At 71.3% G+C, this 24830-nt stretch carries 29 protein-coding genes; 23 read left to right on the top strand and 6 right to left on the bottom strand.

What is annotated here, in order from left to right:
- Both VGS97_RS05245 and VGS97_RS05240 read right to left on the bottom strand, forming a co-directional pair.
- Positions 1–1216 (bottom strand): ISAzo13 family transposase (locus tag VGS97_RS05245; protein ID WP_326852054.1); only part of this gene is annotated, 1216 nt, incomplete at its 3' end.
- Positions 1213–1539 (bottom strand): hypothetical protein, encoded by a 327-nt coding sequence (locus VGS97_RS05240; RefSeq protein WP_326852053.1) that lies wholly within the window; start codon positions 1537–1539, stop codon positions 1213–1215. The genes VGS97_RS05245 and VGS97_RS05240, both read right to left, overlap by 4 nt.
- 592 nt (positions 1540–2131) lie before the next feature.
- Between VGS97_RS05240 and VGS97_RS05235 the strand changes: the two genes are divergently transcribed.
- The 19 genes from VGS97_RS05235 (at position 2132) to VGS97_RS05145 (ending at position 15722) form a co-directional block, all read left to right on the top strand.
- Positions 2132–2737: a hypothetical protein gene (locus VGS97_RS05235; protein ID WP_326852052.1), complete on the top strand. Its 606-nt coding sequence runs from the start codon at positions 2132–2134 to the stop codon at positions 2735–2737.
- Between the two features lie 24 nt (positions 2738–2761).
- Complete coding sequence (locus tag VGS97_RS05230) at positions 2762–2971, top strand: hypothetical protein (RefSeq protein ID WP_326852051.1); 210 nt, start codon at positions 2762–2764, stop codon at positions 2969–2971.
- A 93-nt stretch (positions 2972–3064) separates the two neighbouring features.
- Entirely contained in the window at positions 3065–3694 is a 630-nt protein-coding gene (locus tag VGS97_RS05225) for a DUF6919 domain-containing protein (RefSeq protein ID WP_326852050.1), read from the top strand.
- Between the two features lie 22 nt (positions 3695–3716).
- Positions 3717–3947 carry a hypothetical protein gene (locus tag VGS97_RS05220; protein WP_326852049.1) on the top strand — a complete coding sequence of 77 codons (231 nt, stop codon included), beginning with the start codon at positions 3717–3719 and terminating at the stop codon, positions 3945–3947.
- Positions 3944–5035, top strand: a complete 1092-nt coding sequence (locus tag VGS97_RS05215; RefSeq protein ID WP_326852048.1) for an NUDIX domain-containing protein — start codon at positions 3944–3946, stop codon at positions 5033–5035. The genes VGS97_RS05220 and VGS97_RS05215 overlap by 4 nt, the downstream gene beginning before the upstream one ends.
- Before the next feature lie 50 nt (positions 5036–5085).
- Positions 5086–5862 carry a DUF4097 family beta strand repeat-containing protein gene (locus VGS97_RS05210; protein ID WP_326852047.1) on the top strand — a complete coding sequence of 259 codons (777 nt, stop codon included), beginning with the start codon at positions 5086–5088 and terminating at the stop codon, positions 5860–5862.
- Between the two features lie 70 nt (positions 5863–5932).
- Positions 5933–6604 carry a hypothetical protein gene (locus tag VGS97_RS05205; RefSeq protein WP_326852046.1) on the top strand — a complete coding sequence of 224 codons (672 nt, stop codon included), beginning with the start codon at positions 5933–5935 and terminating at the stop codon, positions 6602–6604.
- A 33-nt stretch (positions 6605–6637) separates the two neighbouring features.
- A complete protein-coding gene (locus tag VGS97_RS05200; RefSeq protein WP_326852045.1) occupies positions 6638–6988 on the top strand; it encodes a hypothetical protein in 351 nt (116 codons plus the stop codon).
- A gap of 47 nt (positions 6989–7035) precedes the next feature.
- On the top strand, positions 7036–7377 hold the full coding sequence (locus VGS97_RS05195) for a hypothetical protein (RefSeq protein WP_326852044.1): 342 nt from the start codon (positions 7036–7038) through the stop codon (positions 7375–7377).
- A gap of 105 nt (positions 7378–7482) precedes the next feature.
- The gene (locus VGS97_RS05190) at positions 7483–7746 is read left to right on the top strand and encodes a hypothetical protein (protein ID WP_326852043.1); all 264 of its coding nucleotides are present in this window, start codon (positions 7483–7485) and stop codon (positions 7744–7746) included.
- A gap of 4 nt (positions 7747–7750) precedes the next feature.
- Positions 7751–8053 (top strand): hypothetical protein, encoded by a 303-nt coding sequence (locus tag VGS97_RS05185; protein WP_326852042.1) that lies wholly within the window; start codon positions 7751–7753, stop codon positions 8051–8053.
- Between the two features lie 111 nt (positions 8054–8164).
- Positions 8165–8506 carry a hypothetical protein gene (locus VGS97_RS05180; protein WP_326852041.1) on the top strand — a complete coding sequence of 114 codons (342 nt, stop codon included), beginning with the start codon at positions 8165–8167 and terminating at the stop codon, positions 8504–8506.
- Positions 8507–8581: 75 nt separating this feature from the next.
- Positions 8582–8911 carry a hypothetical protein gene (locus tag VGS97_RS05175; RefSeq protein WP_326852040.1) on the top strand — a complete coding sequence of 110 codons (330 nt, stop codon included), beginning with the start codon at positions 8582–8584 and terminating at the stop codon, positions 8909–8911.
- A 31-nt stretch (positions 8912–8942) separates the two neighbouring features.
- Positions 8943–9875 carry a hypothetical protein gene (locus tag VGS97_RS05170; RefSeq protein ID WP_326852038.1) on the top strand — a complete coding sequence of 311 codons (933 nt, stop codon included), beginning with the start codon at positions 8943–8945 and terminating at the stop codon, positions 9873–9875.
- A complete protein-coding gene (locus tag VGS97_RS05165; protein ID WP_326852037.1) occupies positions 9872–10753 on the top strand; it encodes a phage Gp37/Gp68 family protein in 882 nt (293 codons plus the stop codon). Before VGS97_RS05170 ends, VGS97_RS05165 begins: the two co-directional genes overlap by 4 nt.
- Positions 10750–11304 carry a DUF1643 domain-containing protein gene (locus tag VGS97_RS05160; RefSeq protein WP_326852036.1) on the top strand — a complete coding sequence of 185 codons (555 nt, stop codon included), beginning with the start codon at positions 10750–10752 and terminating at the stop codon, positions 11302–11304. The genes VGS97_RS05165 and VGS97_RS05160 overlap by 4 nt, the downstream gene beginning before the upstream one ends.
- Positions 11301–12644: a DUF2637 domain-containing protein gene (locus VGS97_RS05155; RefSeq protein WP_326852035.1), complete on the top strand. Its 1344-nt coding sequence runs from the start codon at positions 11301–11303 to the stop codon at positions 12642–12644. Before VGS97_RS05160 ends, VGS97_RS05155 begins: the two co-directional genes overlap by 4 nt.
- A gap of 331 nt (positions 12645–12975) precedes the next feature.
- Positions 12976–14952, top strand: a complete 1977-nt coding sequence (locus VGS97_RS05150) for an ATP-binding protein (RefSeq protein ID WP_414641646.1) — start codon at positions 12976–12978, stop codon at positions 14950–14952.
- Positions 14953–15191: 239 nt separating this feature from the next.
- Positions 15192–15722, top strand: a complete 531-nt coding sequence (locus VGS97_RS05145; protein WP_326852033.1) for a hypothetical protein — start codon at positions 15192–15194, stop codon at positions 15720–15722.
- Between the two features lie 233 nt (positions 15723–15955).
- Here the strand turns inward: VGS97_RS05145 and VGS97_RS05140 are convergent, their stop codons facing one another.
- The 4 genes from VGS97_RS05140 to VGS97_RS05125 all read right to left on the bottom strand — a co-directional run bounded on the left by VGS97_RS05140 (position 15956) and on the right by VGS97_RS05125 (position 21266).
- Positions 15956–16909: an effector-associated constant component EACC1 gene (locus tag VGS97_RS05140; protein ID WP_326852032.1), complete on the bottom strand. Its 954-nt coding sequence runs from the start codon at positions 16907–16909 to the stop codon at positions 15956–15958.
- Between the two features lie 240 nt (positions 16910–17149).
- Complete coding sequence (locus VGS97_RS05135; RefSeq protein ID WP_326852031.1) at positions 17150–17686, bottom strand: DUF6262 family protein; 537 nt, start codon at positions 17684–17686, stop codon at positions 17150–17152.
- Positions 17683–20172 (bottom strand): site-specific integrase, encoded by a 2490-nt coding sequence (locus VGS97_RS05130; protein ID WP_326852030.1) that lies wholly within the window; start codon positions 20170–20172, stop codon positions 17683–17685. Before VGS97_RS05130 ends, VGS97_RS05135 begins: the two co-directional genes overlap by 4 nt.
- Positions 20169–21266 carry a tyrosine-type recombinase/integrase gene (locus tag VGS97_RS05125; protein ID WP_349261986.1) on the bottom strand — a complete coding sequence of 366 codons (1098 nt, stop codon included), beginning with the start codon at positions 21264–21266 and terminating at the stop codon, positions 20169–20171. Before VGS97_RS05125 ends, VGS97_RS05130 begins: the two co-directional genes overlap by 4 nt.
- A gap of 282 nt (positions 21267–21548) precedes the next feature.
- Here VGS97_RS05125 and VGS97_RS05120 point away from each other — a divergent pair, with 282 nt between their 5' ends.
- The 4 genes from VGS97_RS05120 (at position 21549) to VGS97_RS05105 (ending at position 24697) form a co-directional block, all read left to right on the top strand.
- The gene (locus VGS97_RS05120) at positions 21549–21863 is read left to right on the top strand and encodes a hypothetical protein (protein ID WP_326852028.1); all 315 of its coding nucleotides are present in this window, start codon (positions 21549–21551) and stop codon (positions 21861–21863) included.
- Positions 21860–22240: a hypothetical protein gene (locus VGS97_RS05115; protein ID WP_326852027.1), complete on the top strand. Its 381-nt coding sequence runs from the start codon at positions 21860–21862 to the stop codon at positions 22238–22240. Before VGS97_RS05120 ends, VGS97_RS05115 begins: the two co-directional genes overlap by 4 nt.
- Positions 22241–22327: 87 nt before the next feature.
- Positions 22328–23797 carry a DNA cytosine methyltransferase gene (locus VGS97_RS05110; RefSeq protein ID WP_326852026.1) on the top strand — a complete coding sequence of 490 codons (1470 nt, stop codon included), beginning with the start codon at positions 22328–22330 and terminating at the stop codon, positions 23795–23797.
- Between the two features lie 78 nt (positions 23798–23875).
- Entirely contained in the window at positions 23876–24697 is an 822-nt protein-coding gene (locus VGS97_RS05105) for a hypothetical protein (RefSeq protein WP_326852025.1), read from the top strand.
- Positions 24698–24830: the final 133 nt, after the last annotated feature.

Raw genomic sequence — 24830 nt, 5'->3', positions numbered from 1 at the left:
CTGGTTCGGGTGTGTCGGTTGGGTTGAGGGTGTAGTTCCAGTCGCCGTGCCAGTCGTGGCGGGTGATCGGTAGGGCCTTGATGACCTTGTCAGGGATCTTGATGCCGGTGGGGTAGGAGCGTTCGTCGAGGACGGCGGTGACGGTCAGTCCGGTTTCGGTCGAGGTCGCGCCGATCAGCGATACGACGGTTTCCAGGCAGGTCAACGGCGTGGCTCGCCAGTTCATGCTGATCGCGGCGAACAGACGGTGTTCTATCTTGTTCCACTTCGATGTCCCCGGCGGCAGGTGCAGCACGGTGATGGCCAGCCCGGTCTCGGTGGCTAGCGTCGCGAGCTCGCTCTTCCAGGCCCGCACGCGGTTGCCGTTGGAGCCGCCGCAGTCGGCGGTGACGGTGAGTGTGGTCGCGTGCGGGTACGCGGCCCGGCCCTGGGTCTGCCACCAGGAGCGCAGCGTGTTCACAGCGAACGCGGGAGTGTCGTGGTCGCAGCCCACGCTCACCCAGCCGGTGTTCGCTGCCAGGTCGTAGACGCCGTACGGGATGGCCTTGCCCAGCTGTTTGTCCATGAAGTCGTGCATGTTGACCTGCACCGGGTCCCCGGCCGGGCGCCACTCGCGCCCGGCCTTCTTGAACGCTCCGACCAGTTCCTTCTTCTTGGTGTCCACGCTGACCACCGGCTGTCCGGCCGTGAGCGCCGCGGCGACTTGCTCGCCCAGGTAGCGGAACTGGGCGTCGCGGTCCGGGTGCTGTTGGCCCTCGATCGTCTTGGCGTTGCCCTGCAGCGAGTACCCGGCCTCGTGCAGCAGCCGGGAGACCACGTTCTCGGTGCAGCGGTGCCCGCGCGCGGCGAGCTCGCGCACCAGGTGTGCCAGTGACTTGGTGGTCCAGCGCAGCGGGTTTTGCGGGTCTCCTCGGGTCTCGGGCTCGACCAGCTCGTCCAACGTTGTGATCAGCCCGGGGTCCAGTTCCTCGGCCCGTCTGCGCCCGCCGCCGGCAGAGCGCGAGCGCCCCACCGGCAGTGCGTGCGGGTCATCGAGCTCGTCCCGACCGCGACGCACCATGTCGGCGGCGACCCCGACCGCCTCGGCCACCAGCCGGGCACCGCTGGCGCCCAGCTCGCGTGCCTCGTTACCCAGCCATAGCCGGCGCTGGCGCTCGTTCAGATGCGGATGGATCGCCTCATAGCGCCGGGCCAGGGCCTCCATGGCGGGAGTCATAGCAGAAAACGTACTTGCTCCACAGCCAAACGAGTAGTTGTTTCACGATGAACCCTTACCTCGGCTGGGTAGTCGAGCGCTTCGCCAAGGCCGGTCGAACCTCCGGGATCCATGCCGATCATCGAAGCGGTGACCCGTCCGCTTGAGAGATCTGAGAGCACCGCGACTACGAGATTGACAGTTGCTGGCCGCGGGATGACGCCCTTGTCGCACCAGTTTCCGACCGTTACGTGATCTGTGCTCAGCTTCAGGCCTTGCTGCTTGCCGAGGGCGACGACTCGGCGCGCAAGTCCGCCTCGTGTGCAGTTCAAGCGCTCAAGCATTGCAATGAGCTGACCGTTCGGCCTGGCCTCTTCTCGCATTGATACCCCGCCCCGAACCCTGAGACGACTTCAGGTCGTAACCAGGCCACCACGTTACGCCAGCTCAGGGCCAGTCGTCGACTTGTTCACCGAGTCAGAATCACTCCCAGGATCACTCGGCGCTCACATAATCACCCCCCGGATCACGTCACGGCAGCGCCGGTACCTGCGCTTTCCTGGAGTCAAGCCGCTCGGAGCTTCGGGCGGCGACAGAGTTCGAAGATCTTCCAATTCCAGACTTGACCCAACCACGAACCCGTGTAGTGTTCGTGTTGAACAACTCGCACTTGTGCAAGATGCAGCTCACTGCTCCACCCGGCTTGGTCGGGGGTTTCCGGATGACGGCGGTCTCGTGAGGGGCCGCAAGCACAAGGTCCCGGGTTAATGGGTTCGCCCAGGCCTCCGGCTTCACCAAGCACCCGCAGCAGCGGCGCTCTCGCTGTCCGCCGTCCGCGGCCCCGGCACCGTCGGGTCCGTTGACGGTCGGAGAACCAGAGCCCTGCCGCGCGCAGACCCCCTCTTCTTTCTCCTCTCGCCGAAGGATGGCCCCGCCATGTCCTCCACGTCCCGCGTCAACAGCCGGCCCGCTCTGCCGATCAGCACCCTGCCCCCGCTCGACCTCGACCTTCCCGCCACCGGCTCCGCCTGGCTGACCTGCCCGGACTGCAAGAACACGGTCGAGGTGATCCGCGGCCTGGTCCAGACCCACAAGCCCAACGGCCGCCGCTGCGAAGCGTCGCACTGGAAGCTGGAGTTCGACCTGACCCCGGCGCAGCACGCCGCCCGCCGCATCGCCGCCCGCGAGGTGATGCGCCCCGAGAACCAGCGCTACCTGTCGCACACCACCACCGCGGCGCCCCAGCGCCCCCGGCTGGCCACGGTCCTCGGCGACGGGCGCCGCCCGGCGACCCGCCGCACCAACGCCCGCGCCGGCCAGCACACCGCCGAACGCCGCGTGCGAACCACCATGGCCGAAGCGTTCGAAGACGCCTGGGAGAAGGTCGCCCGCATCCCGGTCGCCCCGGCCGCGCAGCTCACGCCGGGCCGCACCCCGCACCCCGCGCAGACCTCCGGCTGGGCCGCGCGCCGGTTCACCGCGACCGAGATGACCTTCGCCAACGCGGCGATGGCCGCCAAGCGCCTGCCGGCCGCCGCCTGATCCGGCGACCTGGAGACAACCGCGATGGCCACGACCAAGCACACCTGCGGCGGACCGGTCTTCGGCCGCAAGACCCCGGGATGCCCTCGCTGTGACGAACTGCTCGCTGGCGCCGAGCCGGTGCGCTGGGACACTCGCCGCCGATTCGACGACGCTCGGCGCGCGGCCGAGATCCGCGCCCACGACTGCACCGAGAACCGCTGCGGCCCGGTGTGCACCGCCTTCGACTGGTAAGCCCCCGCCCGCTCCCCCCGACCATGGCCCGGCTGCACCACGCAGCCGGGCCGTCTTATACCCCGTACCGAGAGAGAGCGAGCAACCCGGGCCATGCGTCGTCCACGCTCCCTGATCCGTGCCCCGTTCGAGCGCCGCCTGTGGCAGCACGCGGTGAGCCTGGCCGACCTGGGCGAACTGACCGCCCGCTGGCTTGAGGGCCGCATCGGCTATCACCCCTCCTACGGCGCCCCGCACCCGGAGACGCTGCCGCTGGTCCCGGTGCTCGCGCAGCTGAACCGGTCCGGATTCATCACCATCAGCTCCCAGCCCGGACACGACGAGCGCGCCGGGTTCGACGGCGCGCTGTGGGCGCAGCGCCCCGCGGTCGAGGGCATCACGGACACCGCCACCGCGAGCCGCCTGTGCGCCGCCGCCGTCAACACCGGGCTGCACGTGGTCAGCGCTCCGGCCGCCGCCAGCTTCGAGCAGGTCGTGGGCAAGGCGTTCACGGTCACCACTCGGGCCGGCGAGCCCCACGCCGTGTTCGGCCCCGCCACCTGGTCCGGCGTGCTCGACCTGTTCTTCAACTGCCAGCAACCCGCCCTGCGCGCCGCGCTTCGCGCCGCGTGGCAGGTCACGATCACGGACCCGGCCTGGAGCGAGAGCGACCTGCTGTGGCGCACCCTGGCCGCCGCCGACCTGACCGGTGCCCGCCACCCCTACCCGTCCCGCCTCGGCTGAGCGCCGGAGAGGAAAACCCCTGATGTACCCGCACACCGGCGCCCGCGCCGACCGGTTCAGCGCGACCCTGGCACACCTGATGTTCGCCGCCGCAGCGGCGCTCGCGCTGCTCGGTCTCGCCGCCCTGCTGAACATCACGACCCTGCCGGTGTGGGCGTGGCTGTTCATCGCCCCCGACACCCTCGCCGTCACCGTCGGCGGCTTCCTGCTCGCCCTCGCCGCGCGCGGCACGACGAGAGGCGCGTACCGGTGACGCAGGCGCCGCACCCCGCCGTCGCGCCCACCCTCGCGGCGCTCGCTCAGCTCGCCGCCTACCAGCCCACTGACGCCGCCGACCTCGCGGACGTGCTGCGGTCCCTGCACGCCTACGCCGCCCCGAACGTGATCGACGCTCTCTCGGACGTGCTGGACCACCTCGCCGATCACGCCACGCGCGCCGTCGCGCACGGCCAGTTCGACGGCGAACACGCCGGACAGGTCGCTGAACACCTCGCTCGGATGAGCAGCCACCTCTCCGCTGGCGCCTGGGACCACCTCGACCGCGCCCGAGCTGACACCGGCCACTACCACGGGTCCGAGCAGCTGCGGACGATCGACCGGTACGTGCCCGTGGATCATCCCGGCGTGGACGTGCCCGCCGCGCTGCGGCCGTGGGCGACCGCATGGCTCGATTACCACCCGGTGGATATCACCCCGCCCGAGCTGCGCCCCGAGGGACTGCCCGCGAGCGTGGCCGAGGGATGGGCGCAGCCCTACCCGAGCCCGCTCGACGTGCCGGACTGGCCCGCGCGCTGGGCCGCCGCCCTGATCCCCTTCGAGGTGGACGAGTGGGGATGGCCGCTGAACCCGACCGGGCGCAGCGGACGTAGCGGGCGCAACCTCGGCGCGTGGGGCGAGAACCAGGCCGCCGACCCTATCGTCATCGCCAGTCACGGCGCCGACCGGCGCGTGCTGCTGATCCGCCGCAGCGACATCGGCGCGTGGGCGATCCCCGGCGGGATGGTGGACCCCGGCGAGAGCGCACCCGCGACCCTGGCACGCGAACTGCGCGAGGAAACCGGCATCGACCTCGCCGACCTTGAGCCGGTGATCCTGACGCGCACCTACGTCAAGGACTGGCGCGCCACCGACCACGCCTGGGTGTGCTCCACCGTAGCCCTCTACCAGCTACCCGACGCCCCCGCGGCACGGGCCGGCGACGACGCCGACGACGCGGCCTGGTGGCCCCTGCCCGACCTCGACACCCTAAGCGCCGCGCTCGCCCCGCTCGGCGGGCTGTACCCGGCGCACCGGCCCCTGCTCGCCGCCGCCCTGGACCACCTTGCCGGTCACGCCGCCTGACCGGCCGCACCCACCGCCATTCCCTCCGATCTTCAGGGAGCTGATCCGCCTTGACCCGACGCGAGTTGACCTGCCCCGAGACCGGCCCGATCGTGCTGGACGCACGCTCGCTGGCCGCTTGTATCCGCGTCTCGGTCGCCGACACCGACCACGCCCACGTCACCATCTCCACCCCCGACACCGCGGGCGCGTCGCACGACGCGGTCACCACTGCCCGCCTGGAGCACACTGCGGGCCGGCTGACCGTGCGCCTCGACGACCAGGGCGCGGCGATCAGCAGAGTCACCATCGTGCGCTCCGGCAACCGCGTGAGCATGACCACGCTGACCGCCGACCGCGACCTCTGCATCGTCGGCGGACGGGTCATCATCGACGGCGTCGAGATCACCCCCGGTACGGCGACAGTCGTCGGCACCTCTCCGGTCACCATCGACGCCGTGCTGCCGCCCGGCTCGCTCGTGCACCTGACCACGCAGTCCGGCGACATCACCCTGCACGGGGCCTACCCCGAGGTGCGCGCGCAGTCGGTGTCCGGCGACATCACCGCCGAACGCGCCGACCACGCCAGCGTGCAGACCACCTCCGGCGACATACGCATCACCACCGCGGGCCATGCGGTGACCAACACCGTCTCCGGCGACACCGACATCGACCGCACCGACACGCTCACCGCCAACTCCGTGTCCGGCGACATCCACGTCCGCGAAGCCGCCGACCTGGTCAGCGCCGCCACCGCCTCCGGCGACATCACCGTGCACCACACCGGCCCCGTCCCAATCACCCGCACCGTCACCGGCCGCGTGCGCACCACCGCCAACACCCGCTGACCGCACGCAACCCCCGCGACACCCGCCGACCGCTGACGCGGCCCCGGCCGCGCACTCCTGGAGCTTCGACATGACCTTCGAACCGACCGCGGCGGGCGGCGGGGCCGCGTTCCTGCGCGCGGCGCTGCCTGCCGCCGCCCCCACCACGCTGCTCGCCCTGGGCCGCTGGTGGCACACGCAGGGCGCCGCCCACTCCCTCGGCGACGCCGCCCTGATGACCACGCTCGCCAGCGCCACCGCGCTGTGCGGCGCGCTCACGGTCAAGGGCGGCGGCGAACTGCCCGCCTACTGCCTCGGCGCCGCCGGCGGACTGGCCGCCGCCGCGATCGCCGGATACGCCACCGGCCTCGCCCTGCCGCTGATCGTGTGGGCCGTGTCCACCGCGGTCACCGCCGTGGTCGGCATCCGCGCTCGGCGCGCCGACACCCGCGCCGAGCGCGAGCACGCCCACCAAGTCGAGCGCGACCGCATCCACGCCGACACCGAGATCCAGCGCGAGGCGATCCGCGCCCAGTCCCGCATCGAGGCCGCGCAGATCACCGGCGCCTGGCAGGCCCGCGCCGCCGCCATCACCGCCGCCACCACCCCCCGCTACCAGATCGAGCCCATCGACCCCGGACTGCTGGCCCTCTCAGCCGAGGCCCGCGCCGCCCTCGCCTCGCCCACCGCCCGCCTCGCCCTGGAGCCGCCGCGCCCTGCCGCCGACCCGATCCCCGATCACGCAGCACACGACACCGCCTGAACCCTCAACCAACCCGCGAGAGGAAACCTGCTTATGTCGAAGCCGAACGACACCGAGCACCGCGCCGAGATCATCGCGGCGCTGCGCGACTTCGCCGACCAGATCGAGTCGGACCCGACGATCCCGACCCCGGACCCCGGCTCGATCCACGTCTGGTCGTTCCTGATGCGCAGCGAAGGAACACAGAGCGAGCGGTTCGCCGCAGTGCACACCTTCGCCGAGGCCCACGGCGCCACCGTGCGCATCACGGACAAGGACGACCGGCAGGCCGCCGCACACTTCGGCCCCATCGAACTGACCGTGCACGCCTTCGGCGACGAGCAGCCCGCACCGCAGCCGCGCGTCGTCACCCGCGCGGACGATGCCGCGCTGATCACCGCATAAGGCGACCCGGCCCCGGCACCTCAACTCGTGTGGGAGGAAAACCGCAGATGAGCAAACCGAACGACGCCGAGCGGCGCGCCCAGACCATCGCGGCGCTGCGCGACTTCGCCGACCGAGTCGAGATCGACCCGACGATCCCGACGCCGACCGACGTCGACATCCGTGTGCACCTGCACTCCACCCGGGGCACGCAGGCACAGCGGTTCGCCGCGGTGTTCGACTTCGCCGAGCAGCACGGCGCCCCGGTCACCGAGAACCCCAGGGGCCACCGCAAGACCACCAAGCGCTTCGGCCCCATCGACCTGACCGTGCTCGCCTTCGCAGACAAGCAGAACACGGCGTTCGGCGTGGTCACCCGCGCCGACGACCCCGCACTGACCGCAGCCTGACCAGCCGTGCCCGCTGAACCGCCCGCCACCGGCCACCGGCTGCCGGTCGGCGGGCGGTTCGGCGAGAGCGACCGGACAGCCCGAAGCCCGTGAGGAGCACCCGCGATGACCATGACCACGCTCGCCCCCGCCGCCGCCCCGGACCCCGCCGACCGCCCCGGCACCGGCGGTTCGGGCATGACCGTGCCCTACGAGACCTTTGACGCGCTCGTGCGCGCCGCCCTGGCCACCCTGGCGGCCGACGCGCGCGGCCTGCCCAACCCGCTCGGCTACCTGCGCGACGCCCTCCCCGTCGCCCCGCGCCCCGGCGCCCACCCGCACGAGTACGTGCCCTGCGACGACGGCGACGCCGTCTTCGGCCGCTGGTGACCCGGTGACCGACACACCCATCGACACCGTCACCCTGCCCACCGTCCCGCTGTCCGCCACCAACTCGTGGAAGGCCGCGGTGGCCGCCGCCGCGGGCCAGTGCCAGTGCACCGGCTGCGGCAAAACCCACCGCGCCACCGGCGGACGCTGCGGCAACCACCAGGGACGCAACGGCACCCGCCTGCACCTGGCCACCGACGGCAACGCCTACTGCGGCCCCTGCCTGCCCCACCACAGCACGACCCCGGCGCGTGCAGCCCCGGCCATCGGGCAGGGCGACCTGCTCGCGCTGCTCACCGGCGCGTAACCAGACCCGGCGCGCGGCCCGAGACACCGACTCCGCGCCGCGCGCCGCACCAACCCCCGCCCGCCCCGCGCCGTATCCCCGTTCCCTGACACCCTGATTGGTGGTTCCCCCATGCTTGCGCTCGCCCACGCCGCTGACACCGTGACCGGCGCCGACGACCCGGACGACTTCGATGCGTCCACCGACAGCGGGCTGTACGACCCGGCGATCGCGTCGGACGGGCTGACCATCGACACCGCGTTCGGCCCGGTGGACCGCGTGGTGATCGAGCGCGCCCTGCGCGACGACGGACACGCGGTGGTGATGACCGAGGCGGAGTTCGCGTACCTGCTCACGGTCCTGCCCCCGACGCTGACCGCCGCCCGCCCGGTCGCCGCCGCGCTGAACGTGAGCGCGGACGCGCCGCGCAAGCGCGCCCACGGCGCCCCGATCACCGCCCGCAAAATCGCCTGAGCTTCTTCGCTCACCTCGACTCGCCGACTTGTCGGCGCCGGTCCGTTTCCGCCTGGCCGCATGGAGGTGGCCCGCATGTCCCTGTTCGCCGTCGGGCCGCCCGCCACGCACGCCCCGAGCATGGCCCTGTCACCCGACACCGCGCTGTTCGTCGGCGCCGCCGGGGCCGCCGTCGTGTTCTGGCTGTGGCTGCGCGCCCGCTACCTGCGCCGCCGACTGCGCCGCGCGTTCACCCGCTCCCTCTCGTACGGCACCTCCCGCAGGCAGCTCAAGTCCCTGCGCAAGCGCAAGGTGCTCGCCCGCGCGGGACGCGCCCGCCGCGCCACGCTGCGCTTCCGCCTCGCCGCGCTCCTTGGCCTCCTGCTGGCCGCCGCGTGGCTGTACGGCCACACCCACACCCGTTAACCACCCGCCCCGGCAGATCGGAAGACACCGCGTGACCAGCAACGCCCTGCGTTCCTACGACGGGTGGGGCCAGGTGCCCGAGCACCTGCGCACCCGCACCCAACTCTCCGACCTCGACCTTCCCCGCGTGCCCGGCGGGCCAGTGCGCGCGTGCGTGACCGCGCCCGGAGCGGTGCGCCGCCGCGAGACCTTCGACCTGTTCGACCTGCGCGAGTCGGCCCCCAGCCCGGCCAGCGCGAACCAACTGGCCGCCGCGGCGGCGCGGCGCACCAGGCCCGAATACGACTGCGCGCACTGCGGCGCGCACACCGAATCGCCGCTGGTGCGCTTCCGCCCGCAGACACAGCCCACCGATCCGCAGCAGCCCGGCCGACCGTTGTGCCGGTGCTGCCTGACCATCGCCCGGCTGCGCGACGCGCAAGCCCGGTGCGCCGATGCGCGTCGGCTGGCCGCGCAATGGGCCGCGGCGCGCCTCGCCGACCCCGACACCACGCTGGTCGCCGTCACCGCGACCATCCCGCCCCCGCCGCCGTCCGGCCGCGTGCGCAAACCGATCGCCGCGCGCATCGAAGCCTGCGACAGCGCCGGAGCGCGGATCGTGGACGTCACGGTCGCGCTGGCCGGTCCGCGCACCCGCGGCCTGCCCGCCGACGCGGTTCCGCTGCTGGACGCGCGCCCGATGCTGCACCACCGCCTCGGCGAGCGCCACCGCGTGACCTGGCACACGAGCGACCTGAACCCGTTGCGCGAGCACGTCGCGCGCACCGCCGCCGAGCCGGACGAGCACGGCGGACTGGAACTGTTCGCCCACGCCGATGCGCTCGCCCCGCGCGTGGCCGCGTGGCGCGGCGAGATCGACCCGGGCACCCGCAGCACGCGCACGCCGCTGCACCCCGGCCGCGCCGACCGCATGGCCCTACTGCTGCGCCGCATCGCCGACCAGACGAAGGAAGACCCCACGTGAGCACCCGCACCTCGATCGAATGGACCCGCGCCGACGACGGCACGGCGGGACGCACCTGGAACCCGGTGACCGGCTGCACCAAGGTCTCCGACGGTTGCGATCACTGCTACGCGGAGAGCATCGCCCGCCGCTTCGCCGGCACCCCCGCCTTCCCGCGCGGCTTCAAGGTGACCCTGCACCCCGACCGCCTCGACCAGCCCGCCCGGTGGCACGCCCCGGCCCGCGTATTCGTCAACAGCATGTCAGACCTGTTCCACGCCGAGGTGCCGGACGCGTTCATCACGAAGGTGTTCGCGGCGATGGCCGCCACCCCGCAGCACACGTACCAGATCCTGACCAAGCGCCCCGCCCGCATGCGCTCCCTGCTCAGGAACGACGGGCAACCGCTGCTTGCGGCGAGCGAGGACGAGGCCAGCGCGTGGGCGCTGTACGAAGCGCCCTGGCCGCTGCCCAACGTGTGGCTCGGAGTGTCGGTGGAGAACCAGCACTGGGCCGACATTCGTATCCCGGTCCTGATGCGTACCCCGGCCGCAGTACGGTTCCTGTCCTGCGAGCCGCTGCTCGCTCCGATCGACCTGCGCGCGGCGATGTGGACGCTGGGCAGCGAGCGCGGGCACGGGCTGACCATGTCCTTCGCCCACGCCGGCGGCTGCTGCACGCGGCTGCACGGCCTTGACTGGGTGATCGCCGGAGCCGAATCCGGACCCGGCGCACGAGCATTGGATCTCGACTGGGTCCGCGCGATGCGCGACCAGTGCGTGAACGCGGGAACAGCGTTCTTCTACAAGCAGAACGCCGACCGGCGCGGACGCAAGATCCCCACCCCGGAGCTGGACGGGCAACGCTGGACGCAGTTCCCCGCTGCGGTGACGGCGTGAGCGCGCCCCGCCCTGAAGCCGTGTGGGGCGCTTCGCATCTGATCAGCGAGCGGCGCGAGAACCTGGTCGAGGCCCGCCTCGCCGTGTTCGACCCGGCACGCACCCACCGGTACCTGCTGGAACACCGCTGGGGTGCGGCGGCGCCGATGGTGTTCGTGATGCTCAACCCCTCGACCGCGGACGCGACGCGCGAGGACCCGACGATGCGCCGCTGCCTGCGGTTCGCGCGCCGCGAGGGCTGCGGCGGGTTGATCGTGGTCAACCTGTTCGCGCCACGCACCACCGACCCGAGCATCCTCGCCACGCACCCGGACCCGGTCGGCCCCGATAACGACCAGATTCTGTGCGCCGCCGTCGGTCGCGGCACCCCGGTCGTCGCCGCCTGGGGCGCCCACGGCGCCCTGCACGCTCGCGACCAGGCCGTCCTGCGGCTCCTTTACCCGGCCCGGCTGTCCTGTCTGGGGCGCACCGCGCACGGGCAGCCGCGCCACCCGCTCTACCTGCCCGCGAACGCCCCACTGACCGACTACCGCCCGGACGGCGAGCCGTGATCACCGGCCGCCGGTACCTGCTGCGCGGGCAGGTCGTCACGGTCCTGGCCCAGTGGGCCACCCCGCGCACCGGCCCCGGCGCTGCGGCGCTGCCGCTGGTGCGCCTGCCGCACACCGCGCCGCGCAACGTCCTGATCCGCGACCCGGACGGCACGCTGAGCGTCCGGCCCTTCCGGGGTTTGCGCCGCATCCCTGAGCACCGACACGACCCAGTCCATCCCGCCACGCACGCGGTCCCCGCCACCATGGCGCCGGGGCCGTCGTCGTCGTTTCCCTCAACCGAAGGTGAGTGCGCCATGCCCGTGCTCGCGCCCCCGGCGGGCGCCCCCTCGATCCTTGCCGCCAACGGCCATCCGGTCCTGGATTCTGCCGTGCCCGAACCACCCCGCCAGGACCCGGACACGGACACGGCCGAACCGCTCGGCGGCGGCTGGCTGACCGTCACGGTCGTCATCGGCGTGATGGCCGCGCTGATCGCGCTGGGCGGCATGACGCTCTCGTTCCGCTCGGTGCGCGATGAGATGGTGCCCGCGTTCGGCGCGCGATGGGCCGCGCTGGTGCCGCTGGTCACGGACCTGACCGTGTTCGTGTTCTCCGGCGTGGACCTGGTGCTCACCCGCCTGAAGATGTCACACCCGCTGGCCCGCTGGACCGTGTACGGCGCCACCGCAGGAACCGTGTGGCTGAACTACTCCGCCGGCGGCGGCACCGCCGGACGGGTCGCACACGTGCTCATGCCGAGCATCTGGGTGATGTTCGTCGAGCTGATGCGGCACGTAGTGCGCTATCAAGCGCACCTGGCCGGCGGCACCATACGCGAGCCGATCCCGTCCGCGCGCTGGCTGGTGTCGCCCTGGCCGACGCTGAAGCTGTGGCGTCGCATGGTGCTGTGGCGCCAGCACTCCTACCGCACCGCGCTGGCCATGGAGCGCACCCGCCTGGGCGCGATCGCGGTCGCCCGGCAAATGCACGGCTGGCGTTGGCGCAAGCACGTCGGCCCACTGATCCGCCTCCAGATCGACCTGGCCGAACTGGACGCCGCCGCGGTCGCCGCCGCCCTGGCCCTCGCCGCGCAGCGCCCGCCGAACGGACACGACCAGGGACAGAACCCGGACACCGACGCGGACCCGACCGGGACAGCGCCCGGACACGGCGATGGACACGCGCCGGACACAGGCACGGACAAGACCCGGACACCGAAGCGGACACGCGCCGGACAAGACACCAAGGCGAAGGTCGTCAAGCTCAAGGCCCGCCACCCGGACCTCAGCGCCGAGGACATCGCCAAGCGCCTGAACGTCACCGCGCGCACCGTGCGCCGCCACCTCGGCGGACGCTGACCCCCACACCGCCGCCGACTCCGGCCGCCAACCCCACCCGGGCAACGGCGGCCGGAGTCGTTTCCCGAGATGGAGAACCCCCGCCGTGACCGAGATCAACGAGACGAACGGACACGCGCCGGACGGCGGGCACGCCCCGTTGATCCCGACGCAACGCACCCCGCAGGACACCCCCGGACTGTGGCGCGGACACCAAGACCCCGACGCGTGGCAGGACACGACCGGCCCCGAGGACGACGTCCCCGGTCGCGAGCCGGTCGAGGGCCGCATCGTCGCCCACCACGGACACGACCTCGACCCGTTCGAAGACGAGGAGGAGGACGACCTCGACGTGCCGCTGATCCCGTTCGCCGCCCTGGCGCGGGCTGCAGCGCGGCACCCCGCCTACGTGGTCGCCGGGACCGGCGCGGTGGCGCGGCGCACCTGGGAGGCGCGTACCACCGCCCGGCACGAGCGGATGATGCGCGCCGCCGAGGCCCTAGGCGACCACGACAGCGTGCTGGAGTGGGAGGCACGCGCCGTTGCGTTCCGCAAGGACCGCCACGACCGACGCATGGCCATGCTGCTCGCGCCGGTGCATGCCGCGCGCGCCGCCGTGATCGGCACCGCCACCGCTGGCGGCGCCCTGCTGCTGCTCGGCATCATCCTGGCCGTCTCCGACAAGCGCGTCGGCGAGACCATCATGCCGCTGATGACCGCGTTCCACGTCATCCGCTTCGCGGTGCACCTGTTCGCGATCCTCGCCCTGCCCGGGTTGCTCGCGCTGCTGGCCGCCGGGATCGCAGCACTTTGGCACGCCGGGCGCACCCGCGCCGAACTGCCCGCCTGGCTGACACCCGAGCACGCCGCCGAGTTCGACGACGAGCCGATCACCCCGTCCGCTGTGGTGATCGCGCTGCGTGATCTGGGTATCGGCAAGCTGCGCACCGCGATCGAGAGCATGGGCGACGCGGGCGCCGGGATGCTCGGACCGATCCGCATCGCCGGCTGCGGGGTCGAGGTGGACGTCACCCTCCCGTCCGGGGTGAACACCGCCGAGGTGCAGCGCAAGCGGCGCACCCTGGCGGAGAACCTGCGCCGCCACGAGCACGAACTGTTCATCACCATCCCGCCCGCTCCGCGCACCGTGCGGTTGTGGATCGCCGACTCCGGCGCGCTGGACGAGCCGATCGGTCCGTCCCCGCTGGTCACCGACCCCTCGATGACCGCGAACTACAAGAGCGGGCGCGCGCCCTGGGGCCAGGACCTGCGCGGGGACGCCGCGCTGATCAGCCTGTTCCAGCGGCACCTGCTGATCACCGGCCTATCCAACCAGGGCAAGACCGCAGCGCTACGCGCCCTCGCGCTGTGGCTCGCGCTGCACGTCATCGTCGAGTTCCGCATCGCGGACCTCAAGGGCGTGGGCGACTGGCGCATGTTCGACGGCCTCGCCACGGTGCTGATCGAGGGACCGACTGACGAGCACGCCATCCAGGCCACCGAGATGCTCGAAGACGGCGTGGAGGAGATGGAGCGGCGGTTGATGGCCCCGCAGGGCACCGTGTTCACCCCGCTGATCCTGATCGTGGACGAGGCGCAGAACGCGTTCATGAACCCCGCCATCGGCCCGGACAAGCGCCCGTACGGCGGCAGCAAGAACACCTCCCGCTACTTCATGGCCGCCCGCAAAATCCACAACCAGGGCCGTGCGGTGGACGTGCTGCTGTGGCAGGGCACCCAGGACCCCACCGACCAGAACCTGCCCAAGCTGGTGCGCGAGGGCGCGCACATCCGTGCCTGCCTCGCGGTGGGCACCGAGGAGCAGTCCCGCATGGCGCTCGGGGACAAGGCTGTGAACGCCGGGGCTGCCCCGCACAAGCTGCGCACCGGCCTGGACAAGGGCACCGTCGTGGTCGCTGGCGACGGCGTCGCGCTCGCCCCCGGCCAGTCCTCCATCACCATCCGCACCCACTACATCGACACCGACACCGCAACCAGCATCGCGCAGCGTGCCAAGACGCTGCGCCAGCGGCGCACCACCACCCGCACCACCACCGGCCAGGACGCCCCGCCCCGGGACCTGCTCGACGACCTGATCGAGGTCATCGGCACCGCGCAGGAGCCGGTGCGCAGCAACGACATCCCTGCGCTGCTGCGCGACCTGGCCCCCGACTGGGAGCCATACACGGCGCTCACCGGCGTCGAGCTGCGCGAGGCCCTGGTCACCCGCTACGGCATCAAGGTCCCCGCGACCGGCAACCGCTGGCCCCTGGACCCCGCGGTCGTGCGCCGCGCGGCCATGCTGCGCATCACCGCCGCCCCGCAGTGAAGTGAGCCCCGAGCCCCTCGCGCACCGGCCGTTTCCACCGGTGCGCGAGGCGCCGGGTTAACCCGACCACGCGACCTAACTGCCTAACTTTCCGCTGATCAGGCCCTATACGGGGCGAGTTAACCGCCGAGTTACAAACCTAACTCGCCTCCCGCGACCTAACTCGCCCTCTTGACACCGAAAACGGCGTCAACACCCTGCCTCAACCCCCGTCCCACGACCCTCACGGGAGGCCCCCGGTGCCCCTCGCCCGAGCGCTGCGCCGACGGCGCCGCGCCCTACAACGCCGCATCCGCCGCGCGGTACGCCGACGCGCCCGCCGCGCCACCCGCCGACTGTCCACCCGCATCCACGCCTGGCGCACCCGCCGCGCCCGGCACCGCGCCAAGGCCCGCCGAGCGCGCGCCGCCGCCGGGCCGCTCGCCCCACGCTCGATCACCGGCACCCCCAGACCCGCCCGAACCCCAGTCGCCGCCGCGCCCCGCGCCGCGGCTCCCGTCGCGGCGCGCAAAGCCGCGCCGATGAAGCAGCGGGTCAAGCGCAACAAGGGCGGCAAGTTCAACGGCTCCACCTCCGGCGCCAAGAAAACCACCGCGAGGAAGACCGCAACCAACAAGAGCACCGCCGCACAACAAACGGCCGCGCAGAAGAAGGCCGCGCAGTTCCAGCGCACCCTCACGGCCGGAAACAACCGCGTCGCCCGCATCGACAAGCGCACCGACGCCGCAGACAAACGGCTCGACCGCGCCTTCGGCCACCCCAACCCGTGACACCGACCCGCAAGGACCGCACCGTGACCGACACCCACCGACCGCTGCACGCCCTGACCATCAAACAGCCCTGGGCTGCCGCTTCTCTTGGGGTTCCTGGTGTCGTCACAGGTTCTCAGCGGAGTTTCTGCAGGTCAGTGGCTCGAGTCACGATGGTAGCTACCGCAACAGGTGTGGTGCAAGACGACAGCCGTCCACTTTGCGGCGGCTTGGATCCGGCCGCCGCCCACAGGTCAGGTAATCGCGGGCGGCTGGGCCTGCTGGACCGCCTGGATGCCCAGCGCGGCGACGACCTCGTGCGGAGAACGCGCGAGTTGTACCTCGTGGTCGAGCTTGAGCTGCTGGGCCGGGGTGAGCTGGTACACCGTGACCGCCCAGTCGACTTTCACGATCAGTACTGCTCCGACTCGCAGCACCGCGTCCTTGGTGGGCTGCAGCGAGGTGAGCACCGGTCCGAGGTTCTGCAGCAGCATCGCGGTGTAGGCGGCGTCCTGGGCCAGCACTGTGCGTGTCTCGACTGCGTGCGCCGCCATGGCTGCGGTGTCCTGCGCGACGCGAGAGCCGGCCGCTTTGCGTACTCCGGCGCGCATCTGCCGAAACCAGGATCCGCGTCGGGCATTGTCGCGGTGGGTGATCTCAAGCCCGACCTCAGCCAGCAGGTCGCCGACGGCGGTTTCGACTTCCTTGTGGATGCGCCCGTCGGAAAGGTAGATCGTGACCGGGATTTCATCGGCCTCGACGATGTTAGGTATATCGCCACCGTCGTCGCTGAAGTGGGCGAGGGAACCTGCCGAGGCCCAAAAACTCGAGGGCTCCACCGGGTTGGGCGCGGCCGCAGGGCGTGCGGGTGGGCGTGTCTGGGGTTGGGTGAGCGGTTTGATCAGTTCGCTGATCGTCCCGGCCTGGCCGCCGCTGACCACCGCAGCGGTCCCGTCGGGTGCCGCGACCTGTACCGCGAGCGGTTCGGGGTTCGTCTCCAGCCATGTCTCCAGAACCCGGGCCAAACTTGCGAGGTCCGCACCGTCGTCCACCTCGACCGTGAGCGAGCCGGACTGGTCGAGATCCTCATGAGGCTGGGGCGCGGCTGTATGGATGGTCACCGACAGCTGCGAGCGGGAGCGCAGTGCCTCGTGCAAGGAAAGCGTCCAAGCCGACACGGCCGCCCGGGCCGCGGTCGTGACGCTCATGACTATCAGATCCAGCATCATCGCTCTGCCCTCCACTTCCTCGTGTCGCTGCTCGCAACCGACAGTGTCGCAGTTGTCTGCAGCACCCGTTCGTGTTTGCCGGATCCTGCCCGGCGGGTTCTCGGATCACCGACCCGCCGGGCGCCGGACACCGCGGCAAAGGAGATCGACTTCGCGATCAACCCGATGGAGCGGAATCCAGGCGGCGTGTCCACACTGCGGGATACGTCCGGCTGTGGCTCATCGGCGGTTCCTGGCCGGGGCGTTGAGTTGCGTCATCAGTTCCCTGTTGGTGGCGCGGGCAGCGTCGAGTTCCTGCTCGGTCTCCTCGCAGCGGCCGGTCAGGTCGACAACGGCCTGTTCGAGCTCGGTGATGCGCCGCTTGAGCTGGTCGACGTCGTCGGGCGCGCCGAGCCCGGACTCGCGCCAGACCTGCTCGCCGAGCAGTTCGGACAGCTTCTTCTCCAGCTGTCGGATGCGGTCGGCTTGCCGTCTGGCCCGCTCGTGCGCAGCGGCCAGGTCGGCTTGAAGGGAGGCCCGGCTGACCGTATGGGTCCCGTCCGGGTTGGCCGCGGGCTCGGCCGCGGCGGTGTGCAGTTGGGTGAGCAGGTCGCGGTGTCGGTAGAGGAAGGTGCGGTCGACGCCCGCGGCGCGGGCGATGGCGGACACGCTGAGCTCGCCGCCAGTGCGTGCGGCGTCGTTGATCGCCTTGATCACCCGTTGGCGGCGCCGTGCTGAATCGTCGCGCCGTCCCTGGATCATCGCGCTCTCGGTCATGCCCGCCGGTCCTCCCGCATGTCGATCAGGGACTGGCGGACCCGGGGCAGGCCGAGGGCGACGACGCTGCTGCGCGCCCTGCGCACGGTGGCGACCGCGTCCTGGACCTGAGCGCGTTCTTCGGTGCTCAGGTCGTCCAGGCCGGCCTTCACGCGGCTGATCAGCCGTCGTACTCGGGTGATCTCTTCGTCCGACGGCATCGTCTCGCGTTTGGCCCAGTCGTCGGCATCGATGGCCGCGGCCAGCCGCTCGCGGTTGCGCAGCAGGTCGGCGAGGTAGGTCTCCAGGTCGGGCAGGTGGGAGATGTCCGTGCGGAAGTGGCCGCAGCCCACACAGCGGAACCGGATCGGGCAGTCCTGCCCGTCGGCGGCGACGTTGCTCGGCTCGGTGCACACCCCGTAGGGGACCGCGACTTCGCCGATGGCGCGGCGTACGTGCTCCGAGTCGAGCAGAGCCTTCGCGTCGCGCCAGATCCGGTTGCCGTGCCGATCGAACTGCATCGCGGCGACGCGGTCGACGGCTTCGCGCCGGCGTTCCTCGCCGACGCGGTAGTACTGCTGAGTGGTGCTCATCTCGACGTGGTCCATGAGCTGGCACAGGACGTCAACGCGTACACCCGCGTCGGCATGGCGCTGCGCATAGGTGTGCCGGTAGGCGTAGAGGAACGCCCGCGACTTGTCGAAAGGCAGCATCCGGGTGACGGGCTTGCCCTCGACCTCGATGACCGTGGGCACGAGCAGTTCGGGCAGCGAGTCGACGTAGGCACGGTGCCGTCTGCTGATCGTGTCCGCGCTGATCGAACGGTCGCCATCAGGGTTGCGCACCGGGGAGGGCAGCAGTTTCAGCCGCGCCAGCAGGGTGTCGGGGAAGTGTTCGCGCACCCGCCGCTGCTGGTCGGTGATCACCGTGGCGGTGGCTGCGGCGATCGGCAGCCGCCGGCCCAGCCGGTTGGCCTTGTGGTTGTCGTAGATCAGCACCGGCTTGCCGTCGGTGTCGGTGCTCAGACAGTCCCAGGGCAGCGAGGCGATCTCGATGGGGCGACGGCCGGTGTCGATCAGCAGCTCGATCCCGGCGCGCACCGCCATGTCGATCGGGCCGCCGGACAGCTGGTCCAGGTGCGCGCAGACCTGGCGGATCACTTCCTTGGGAAGGTCGCGGCCGGCCTGGCGGTCGTCCGGATCGTCGGGCATGTCCTCGCGGGTCAGTGTGAAGTCGTCGGGCAGCCCGTGCAGCGGTGCTCCCGGCCGGGTCAGACCGAGCGCGCGGAACTTGCCCAGCAGCAGGCGGGCGGCGTAGCAGTCCCGCGAGCGGGTGTGTGCACTGATCTCGCCTTGTCCTTCGAGGTAGGCCAGCCGGTTGCAGAAGGCTGTGATGTCGTCGCGGCCCAGTGCCCGCAGGTCGGTGCCGTGGTCGGGGCGCTGGAGGCGCAGGCTCTCGGACAGTCGGGTGATGGCGACCAGACGCCCTTGGAGTACGCCGGCGACGAAGGTGCCCCGACGGGTCGGCAGGCTGTCGAACGCCCAGGCTTTGGTCGCCTCCCGCAGCCAGGGCTGACTGATCTCGATGAACCGCAGGGTCCCGGAGAACCCGAAGGCGGCCAGGTCCCACACATCCAGGTCGCGTTGCGACTCCGGGGTGAGGAACAGCCGGCCCACGTGGCGCATCAGCTCGCTGACCAGCTTCTGGTTCGTGTGGTTCAGCGGGCTGGTGTCCAGGTCGCCGAGCGAGCCGACCTCGGTGCGCCGGGCCAGATCCAGCATCGGGCGCAGGGTGTTGTGCTTGGTCTTGACGTTGTCCGCGCATCGTTGTTGCAGGCCGTAAAGGAACTCTGCGACGACACGCGGCGGCAGGGCGCGCAGATTGACCCGGTTGTCCTCGGCCAGCGACGGCGCCCCGGTGGCCTGCCAGCGCTCCTCGTCGATCGCCGGATCGGCTGCGCGGGCATCGCGCCAGTGGCCGTAGTGGGCCAGGCAGTAGGAGCCGCGGCCGGCGCGTTCCCGGGTGCAGTTGGCGACCCGGCACGGGCCCAGCGAGGGATGCGGCTTGACGGCCGGGTGGGAGCAGAACTCTTCCAGCGCGATGCCCATGTCCCGCCGCTGTACATCGTGGGCCAAGCACAGCTGGCTGCGCTTGCTCTTCCACGGGCGTTCGCAGGTCAGCACCCGGCAACGGCGCACTCCGACGATGCGCTCGAACTGCTTGGGCTGCGTAATGAACGCGGCCGGATCCGGGCGGCCCGCGCGCTTCCAGCGATAGTGACAGGTCACGCACATGCCGCTGACCAGGGTGCGCTGCTTGCCGCAGTCTGGCACATGGCAGATCTTCCAGCCCAGCAACGGGTGGTCCTGCGGGAACACGGCGATTCCGACGGCCGGGTCAAAGCCGAGCGTCGCGGTGAACTGCGGCGTGATCGCGGCCAGCAGCGCGGCGGTCACCTCGTCGCGTTCGACGGCCGACGGCGCGGGCGCGAGGGCCAAGGCGGTCACCGGGACACCTCCGCGAGCAGTTCGCGCGGGCTCGGGACGCGTTCGACGGCCGCACGCAATCGATCGGTACTCGGATGCAGGTAGGGCGCAGAGGAGGACGGAGAAGCATGGCCAAGCAGTGTCTGGACCTCGTCGAGCTCACCGCCGTGGTCGGCGATGTTGCTGGCGAAGGCGTGTCGGCACATGTGCGGCGTCAGATGGCGCTCCAGCCTGGCCCGCTCGCACAGCGCGTCGATGAGCTCGTTGACGGCGTCGGGCCGCATCGGAGCGCCGACCGGGTCGCGAAACAGGTTCACCAGCAGGAAATCGCACAGGGTCGCGGGCGGGCAGTCAGCCCGCTCGGCGGCGTACTGGTCGAGCGCCTGCACCACCAGGAAGTCCAGCGGGACCGCGCGGGTACGCCGCGACTTGGCCCAGGCGCCGTTGGGGTTCTCGCGCCGGTGGACGTGCACGTGCGCGCCTTCGACTCGGCACCCGAGGCTGCTGTTGTCGACCAGCAGGTGCATATCGCTGCGGCGCAGCCCGACCGCCTCGCTGCGGCGAAGTCCCGCCCGGGCCATCAGCAGGACGAGCAACCGGTCGCGAGCGGAGCGGCAGGCGCGGATCAGCGCGACGGTCTCGGTGTCGGTGGCCCGGTCGACGGGCCTGTCCGGTTCGCTCAGCCGGTGCTGCGCGCGCATCCGGTACTCAAGGCCGGTGTCCTCGCCGCGGGCTTCGGCGGGCAGGTCGCGGCTATCGGCCAGTTCGTAGAGCACGGCGAGCACCCAGCCGGGGACCTCCTTCGCGGTGATGGCGAAGCGCAGGAAGCCGCGCACGGCGGCCAAGACCGCGTTGATCCGGCGTTCCGCACGTACAGGTCGGCTGCCCGGGCCGCGCACCACCGGACCGCTGCCCGCTCCGGCCGGAGTGAACTTCAGCCAGACCATAAACATGCCGAAGTCCGTCGCAGCGACGGTCCAGTCGCGGCCGGTGCGCTCACACCAGCGCAGGTACAACGCGACGCTGCGAGCGTAAGCCTCTGTCGTCGACTCGGCCCGATCGCGGCCGAAGCGTGCGTTGCGCAGGAACCGGTCGGCCGCCGGCACCACCTCCATCGTCTCGTCGTCAAGCACCGTCCAGTACCGCTCACCAGACGGTGTCACTACCGGGAATGCGCTCTTCAATCTCTGCTCCTCGCTCGATCCAACGAAGAGCCACACAGCTACACCCCAAGAGAACTGACACGCCAGCGGTCATCCCAACCCCTCGTGCAACAGCACACAACAGGGCCCAGACCCCGAGAGAACGCCGCCATCGCCACCGGACGCAAGAACGTCGAGAACCGGTTATGGCCCACCCGCTATCGCGGACCCCTGGCCATCCACGCTGGGCGCACTTTGGACGAAACCGCCCTCGACACCACCGCCCCGCTCAACGTCCAGCACCCGCTGATCCGCACCGCCTACGCGAACGCAGCGCCCGGCGCCCGTGCGCGCGGCGCCATCGTCGCGCTCGCCGAACTGACCAACTGCCACCCCGCCAACGGATGCTGCGCTCCCTGGGGCGAGGCGGAGCCCGACGTGTGGCACTGGGTCCTGGCCGACATCCGCGCCCTGCCGCACCCCATCCCGTGCACCGGCCGTCAACGATTGTGGACCCCCGAACCCGCAACGCTCATAGCCCTGCACGCCGAGATCGAGGTGGCCACGTGATCCGCCTGCGGCTGCACGCCCTGCCCGAGGACACCGCCGCCGTCGCCCGGCTCGCCGACGTCTTCGACATCCTCGACGACTCCGGCGACCGCCACCCACGCGGCGCCAGCCGGCTGCGGCTGCGGTCCGCATCCCCGACCCCGGCCCGCCGCGCGACCCCACCGCTCCAGCACCCCGAAAGTGATCCGCCCGTGGTCTTCAGCCTCTCCGCCGCCGCCCTGTTCATCATCCTCACCCTGATCGCGATCCGCTTCGCGGGCCAGTCCCTCGGCTGGGCGCTGGTTGCGTTCCTCGCGGGTTTCTTCACCGCCAGCACCGGCGCCGCCCCCGCCATCCGCGACTTCGTCACCACCCTCAGCCACGCCATCCCGCACTGACCGGGCCGCCCGCGACCCGCGACCCGGCCCCGTCAACACGCACCGGGGCGCGCCATCCTGTTCCACCAATACGGGAAGGACACCCGCTTGTCCCTGACCTTCACCGACATTTTCTGCGGCGCGGGCGGCACCTCGACCGGCATGGTCGAAGCCGGTTTCGAACTCGTCCTGGCCGCCAACCACTGGCAGCGCGCCATCGAGACCCACGCCCTGAACCACCCCCGCGCCGAGCACATGTGCGCCGACGTCAACAACTACGACATGCGCCGCCTGCCGGGCACCGACGTGCTGTGCGCCTCCCCGATCTGCACCGAGAACAGCCCCGCCGGCGCCGGTTCCGGCCGCCGCTCCAAGCGCGCCGACGGGCAGCTGCCCATCGAAGAACTCGGACACGTCCCCCAGGCCGGTTTCGAGCGCACCCGCGCCACCTTCCACGACGTCATCCGCGCCACCGAGGTCCACCGCTATAAGGCGGTCATCGTGGAGAACGTGCCCGACGTGGTCTGGCGCTGGGAGCTGTTCGACTGGTGGTGCCAGGGCATGATCCGCCTCGGCTACCGCATGCGCATCCTGTCCGCCGACGCCGCCCACCTCGCCGGAGTCGGCAACGACCCCGCCGCGCAGTGGCGCAAACGGATCTGGATCAACTTCATCCGCAACGACATCCCCATGCCCGACCTGGAGCTGACCCCACCCGCCTGGTGCCCACTGTGCGAGACCGACGTGCACGCCGTGCAGACCTGGAAGCCCAGCGCGCCGCGCGTGCTGGGACAGCCGGTCGGCAAGTACCGCCAGCAGTACACGTACACCTGCCCGCGCGGACACGCCACCGTCGAACCGTACGTGCTGCCCGCCGCCAGCATCATCGACTGGTCGGACCTGGGCGCGCGCATCGGCGACCGGCGCCGCCCCCTCGCCAAGGCCACCCAAGCGAAGATCCTGGACGGGCTGCGTTTGCTGCGCGAACCCGCGCTGATCACCGTCAACCACCAAGACGCCGACAGACGTCCGCTGCCGCTGGCGTCCGCGCCGCTGCCGACCCGCACCGTGAAAATCGGCGAGGGCATCGCCACCCACCCGCTGCTGGTGCCCTGCGGCGGCTCCCGCTACGACACCGCGTACTCGACTACTGGCCCGATGCGCCCGCGCCTGACGCGCGAATCCGAGGCGATCGTCACCCCGCCCGCGTTCATCGCCACCCTGCGCCGCCACGGCGGCGCACAACCGGTGGCCCACCCGGTGGGCACCATCACCGGCGGCGGCAACCACCACGCCCTGATCATCCCCTACCACCGCGGCAACCACCCCACCACCACAAACCAGCCCCTACACACCCTGGCCACCCGCGACAGCGGCGCCCTCGTCCACCCCGAGATCGAGCTCGAAGACTGCCGCCTGCGCATGCTCAAACCCCGCGAACAGCTCTCCGGCCAGCGCTTCCCCACCAATTACCGCGTGGTCGGCAACCTCGCCGAACAAACCATGCAGGCCGGCAACGCCAACCCCGTCAACGCCGCCCACTGGATCGGCCAACGCATCGCCACCGCCCTCGCCTGAATCCCGCTCCGACCCGGCCCGCCCGCGCACCCCGCGTGGGCGGGCCGCCGCATTCCCGCACCGGAAGGACACCCGGTCATGCCCGAATCCCTACTCACCTTCAGTTTCGGCGGGGGCGTGCAATCGGTAGCCGCCATGGTGCTGGCCACCACCGGACGCCTGCCGTACCGCACGTTCCTGTTCGCCAACGTCGGCGACGACAGCGAACACCCCGGCACCCTGACCTACCTGGAACAGCACGCCAAGCCCTACGCGACCGCGCACGGCCTGGAACTGATCGAGCTGCACCGCACCCGCCGCGACGGCAGCCCTGAAACGCTCTACGGCAGGTTGACCAAGGAGGGTTCGCGCTCACTGCCGATCCCGGTGCGGATGAGCAACGGCGCGCCCGGCACCCGCAGTTGTACCGCCGACTTCAAAATCCGCGTGGTCGGCAAATGGCTCAAACAGCACGGCGCCAGCGCCGAGAACCCCGCCACCGTCGGGGTCGGCATCAGCCTGGACGAGATCGAGCGAGCCAACACCCGCCGCCAAGAGCCGTACGAACGCATCCACTACCCGCTGCTCGACCTCGGACTGCGCCGCGCCGACTGCCACCGCGTCATCACTGCGGCCGGCCTGCCTGTCCCCCCCAAGTCAGCGTGCTGGTTCTGCCCCTACCACCGCCCCACCACCTGGGCGGAGATGCGCCGCAGCGAACCCGAACTCTTCGAGCGCTCCTGCCAGCTCGAAACGCTGCTCAACGAGCGGCGCGCCGCGCTCGGCAAGGACCCGGTGTTCCTAACCCGCTTCGGCAGGCCCCTAGCCCGCGCCATCCCCGCCGGACAGCTCACCGTCTTCGACGCCCTCGACCCGCACGGCGAAGACGCCCTGTGCGACTCCGGACGCTGCTTCACCTAACCCCCACACCGGAAGGAAGGCGCCCTCCTGTGACATCTTCCTTCCAGTTCTACCTCGGTTGTGCACGGTTGGACAGTGACCGCCGGCTCGATTCGTCGTTTCTTCGTACATGCCGAGTCGTGGTGTGTGGTCG

This window comes from Actinocrinis sp., assembly GCF_035946395.1.
GTDB lineage: Bacteria > Actinomycetota > Actinomycetes > Streptomycetales > Catenulisporaceae > Actinocrinis.
Note: the sequence above shows the minus strand (reverse complement) of the source record. Positions and strands in the feature narration are given on the sequence as shown.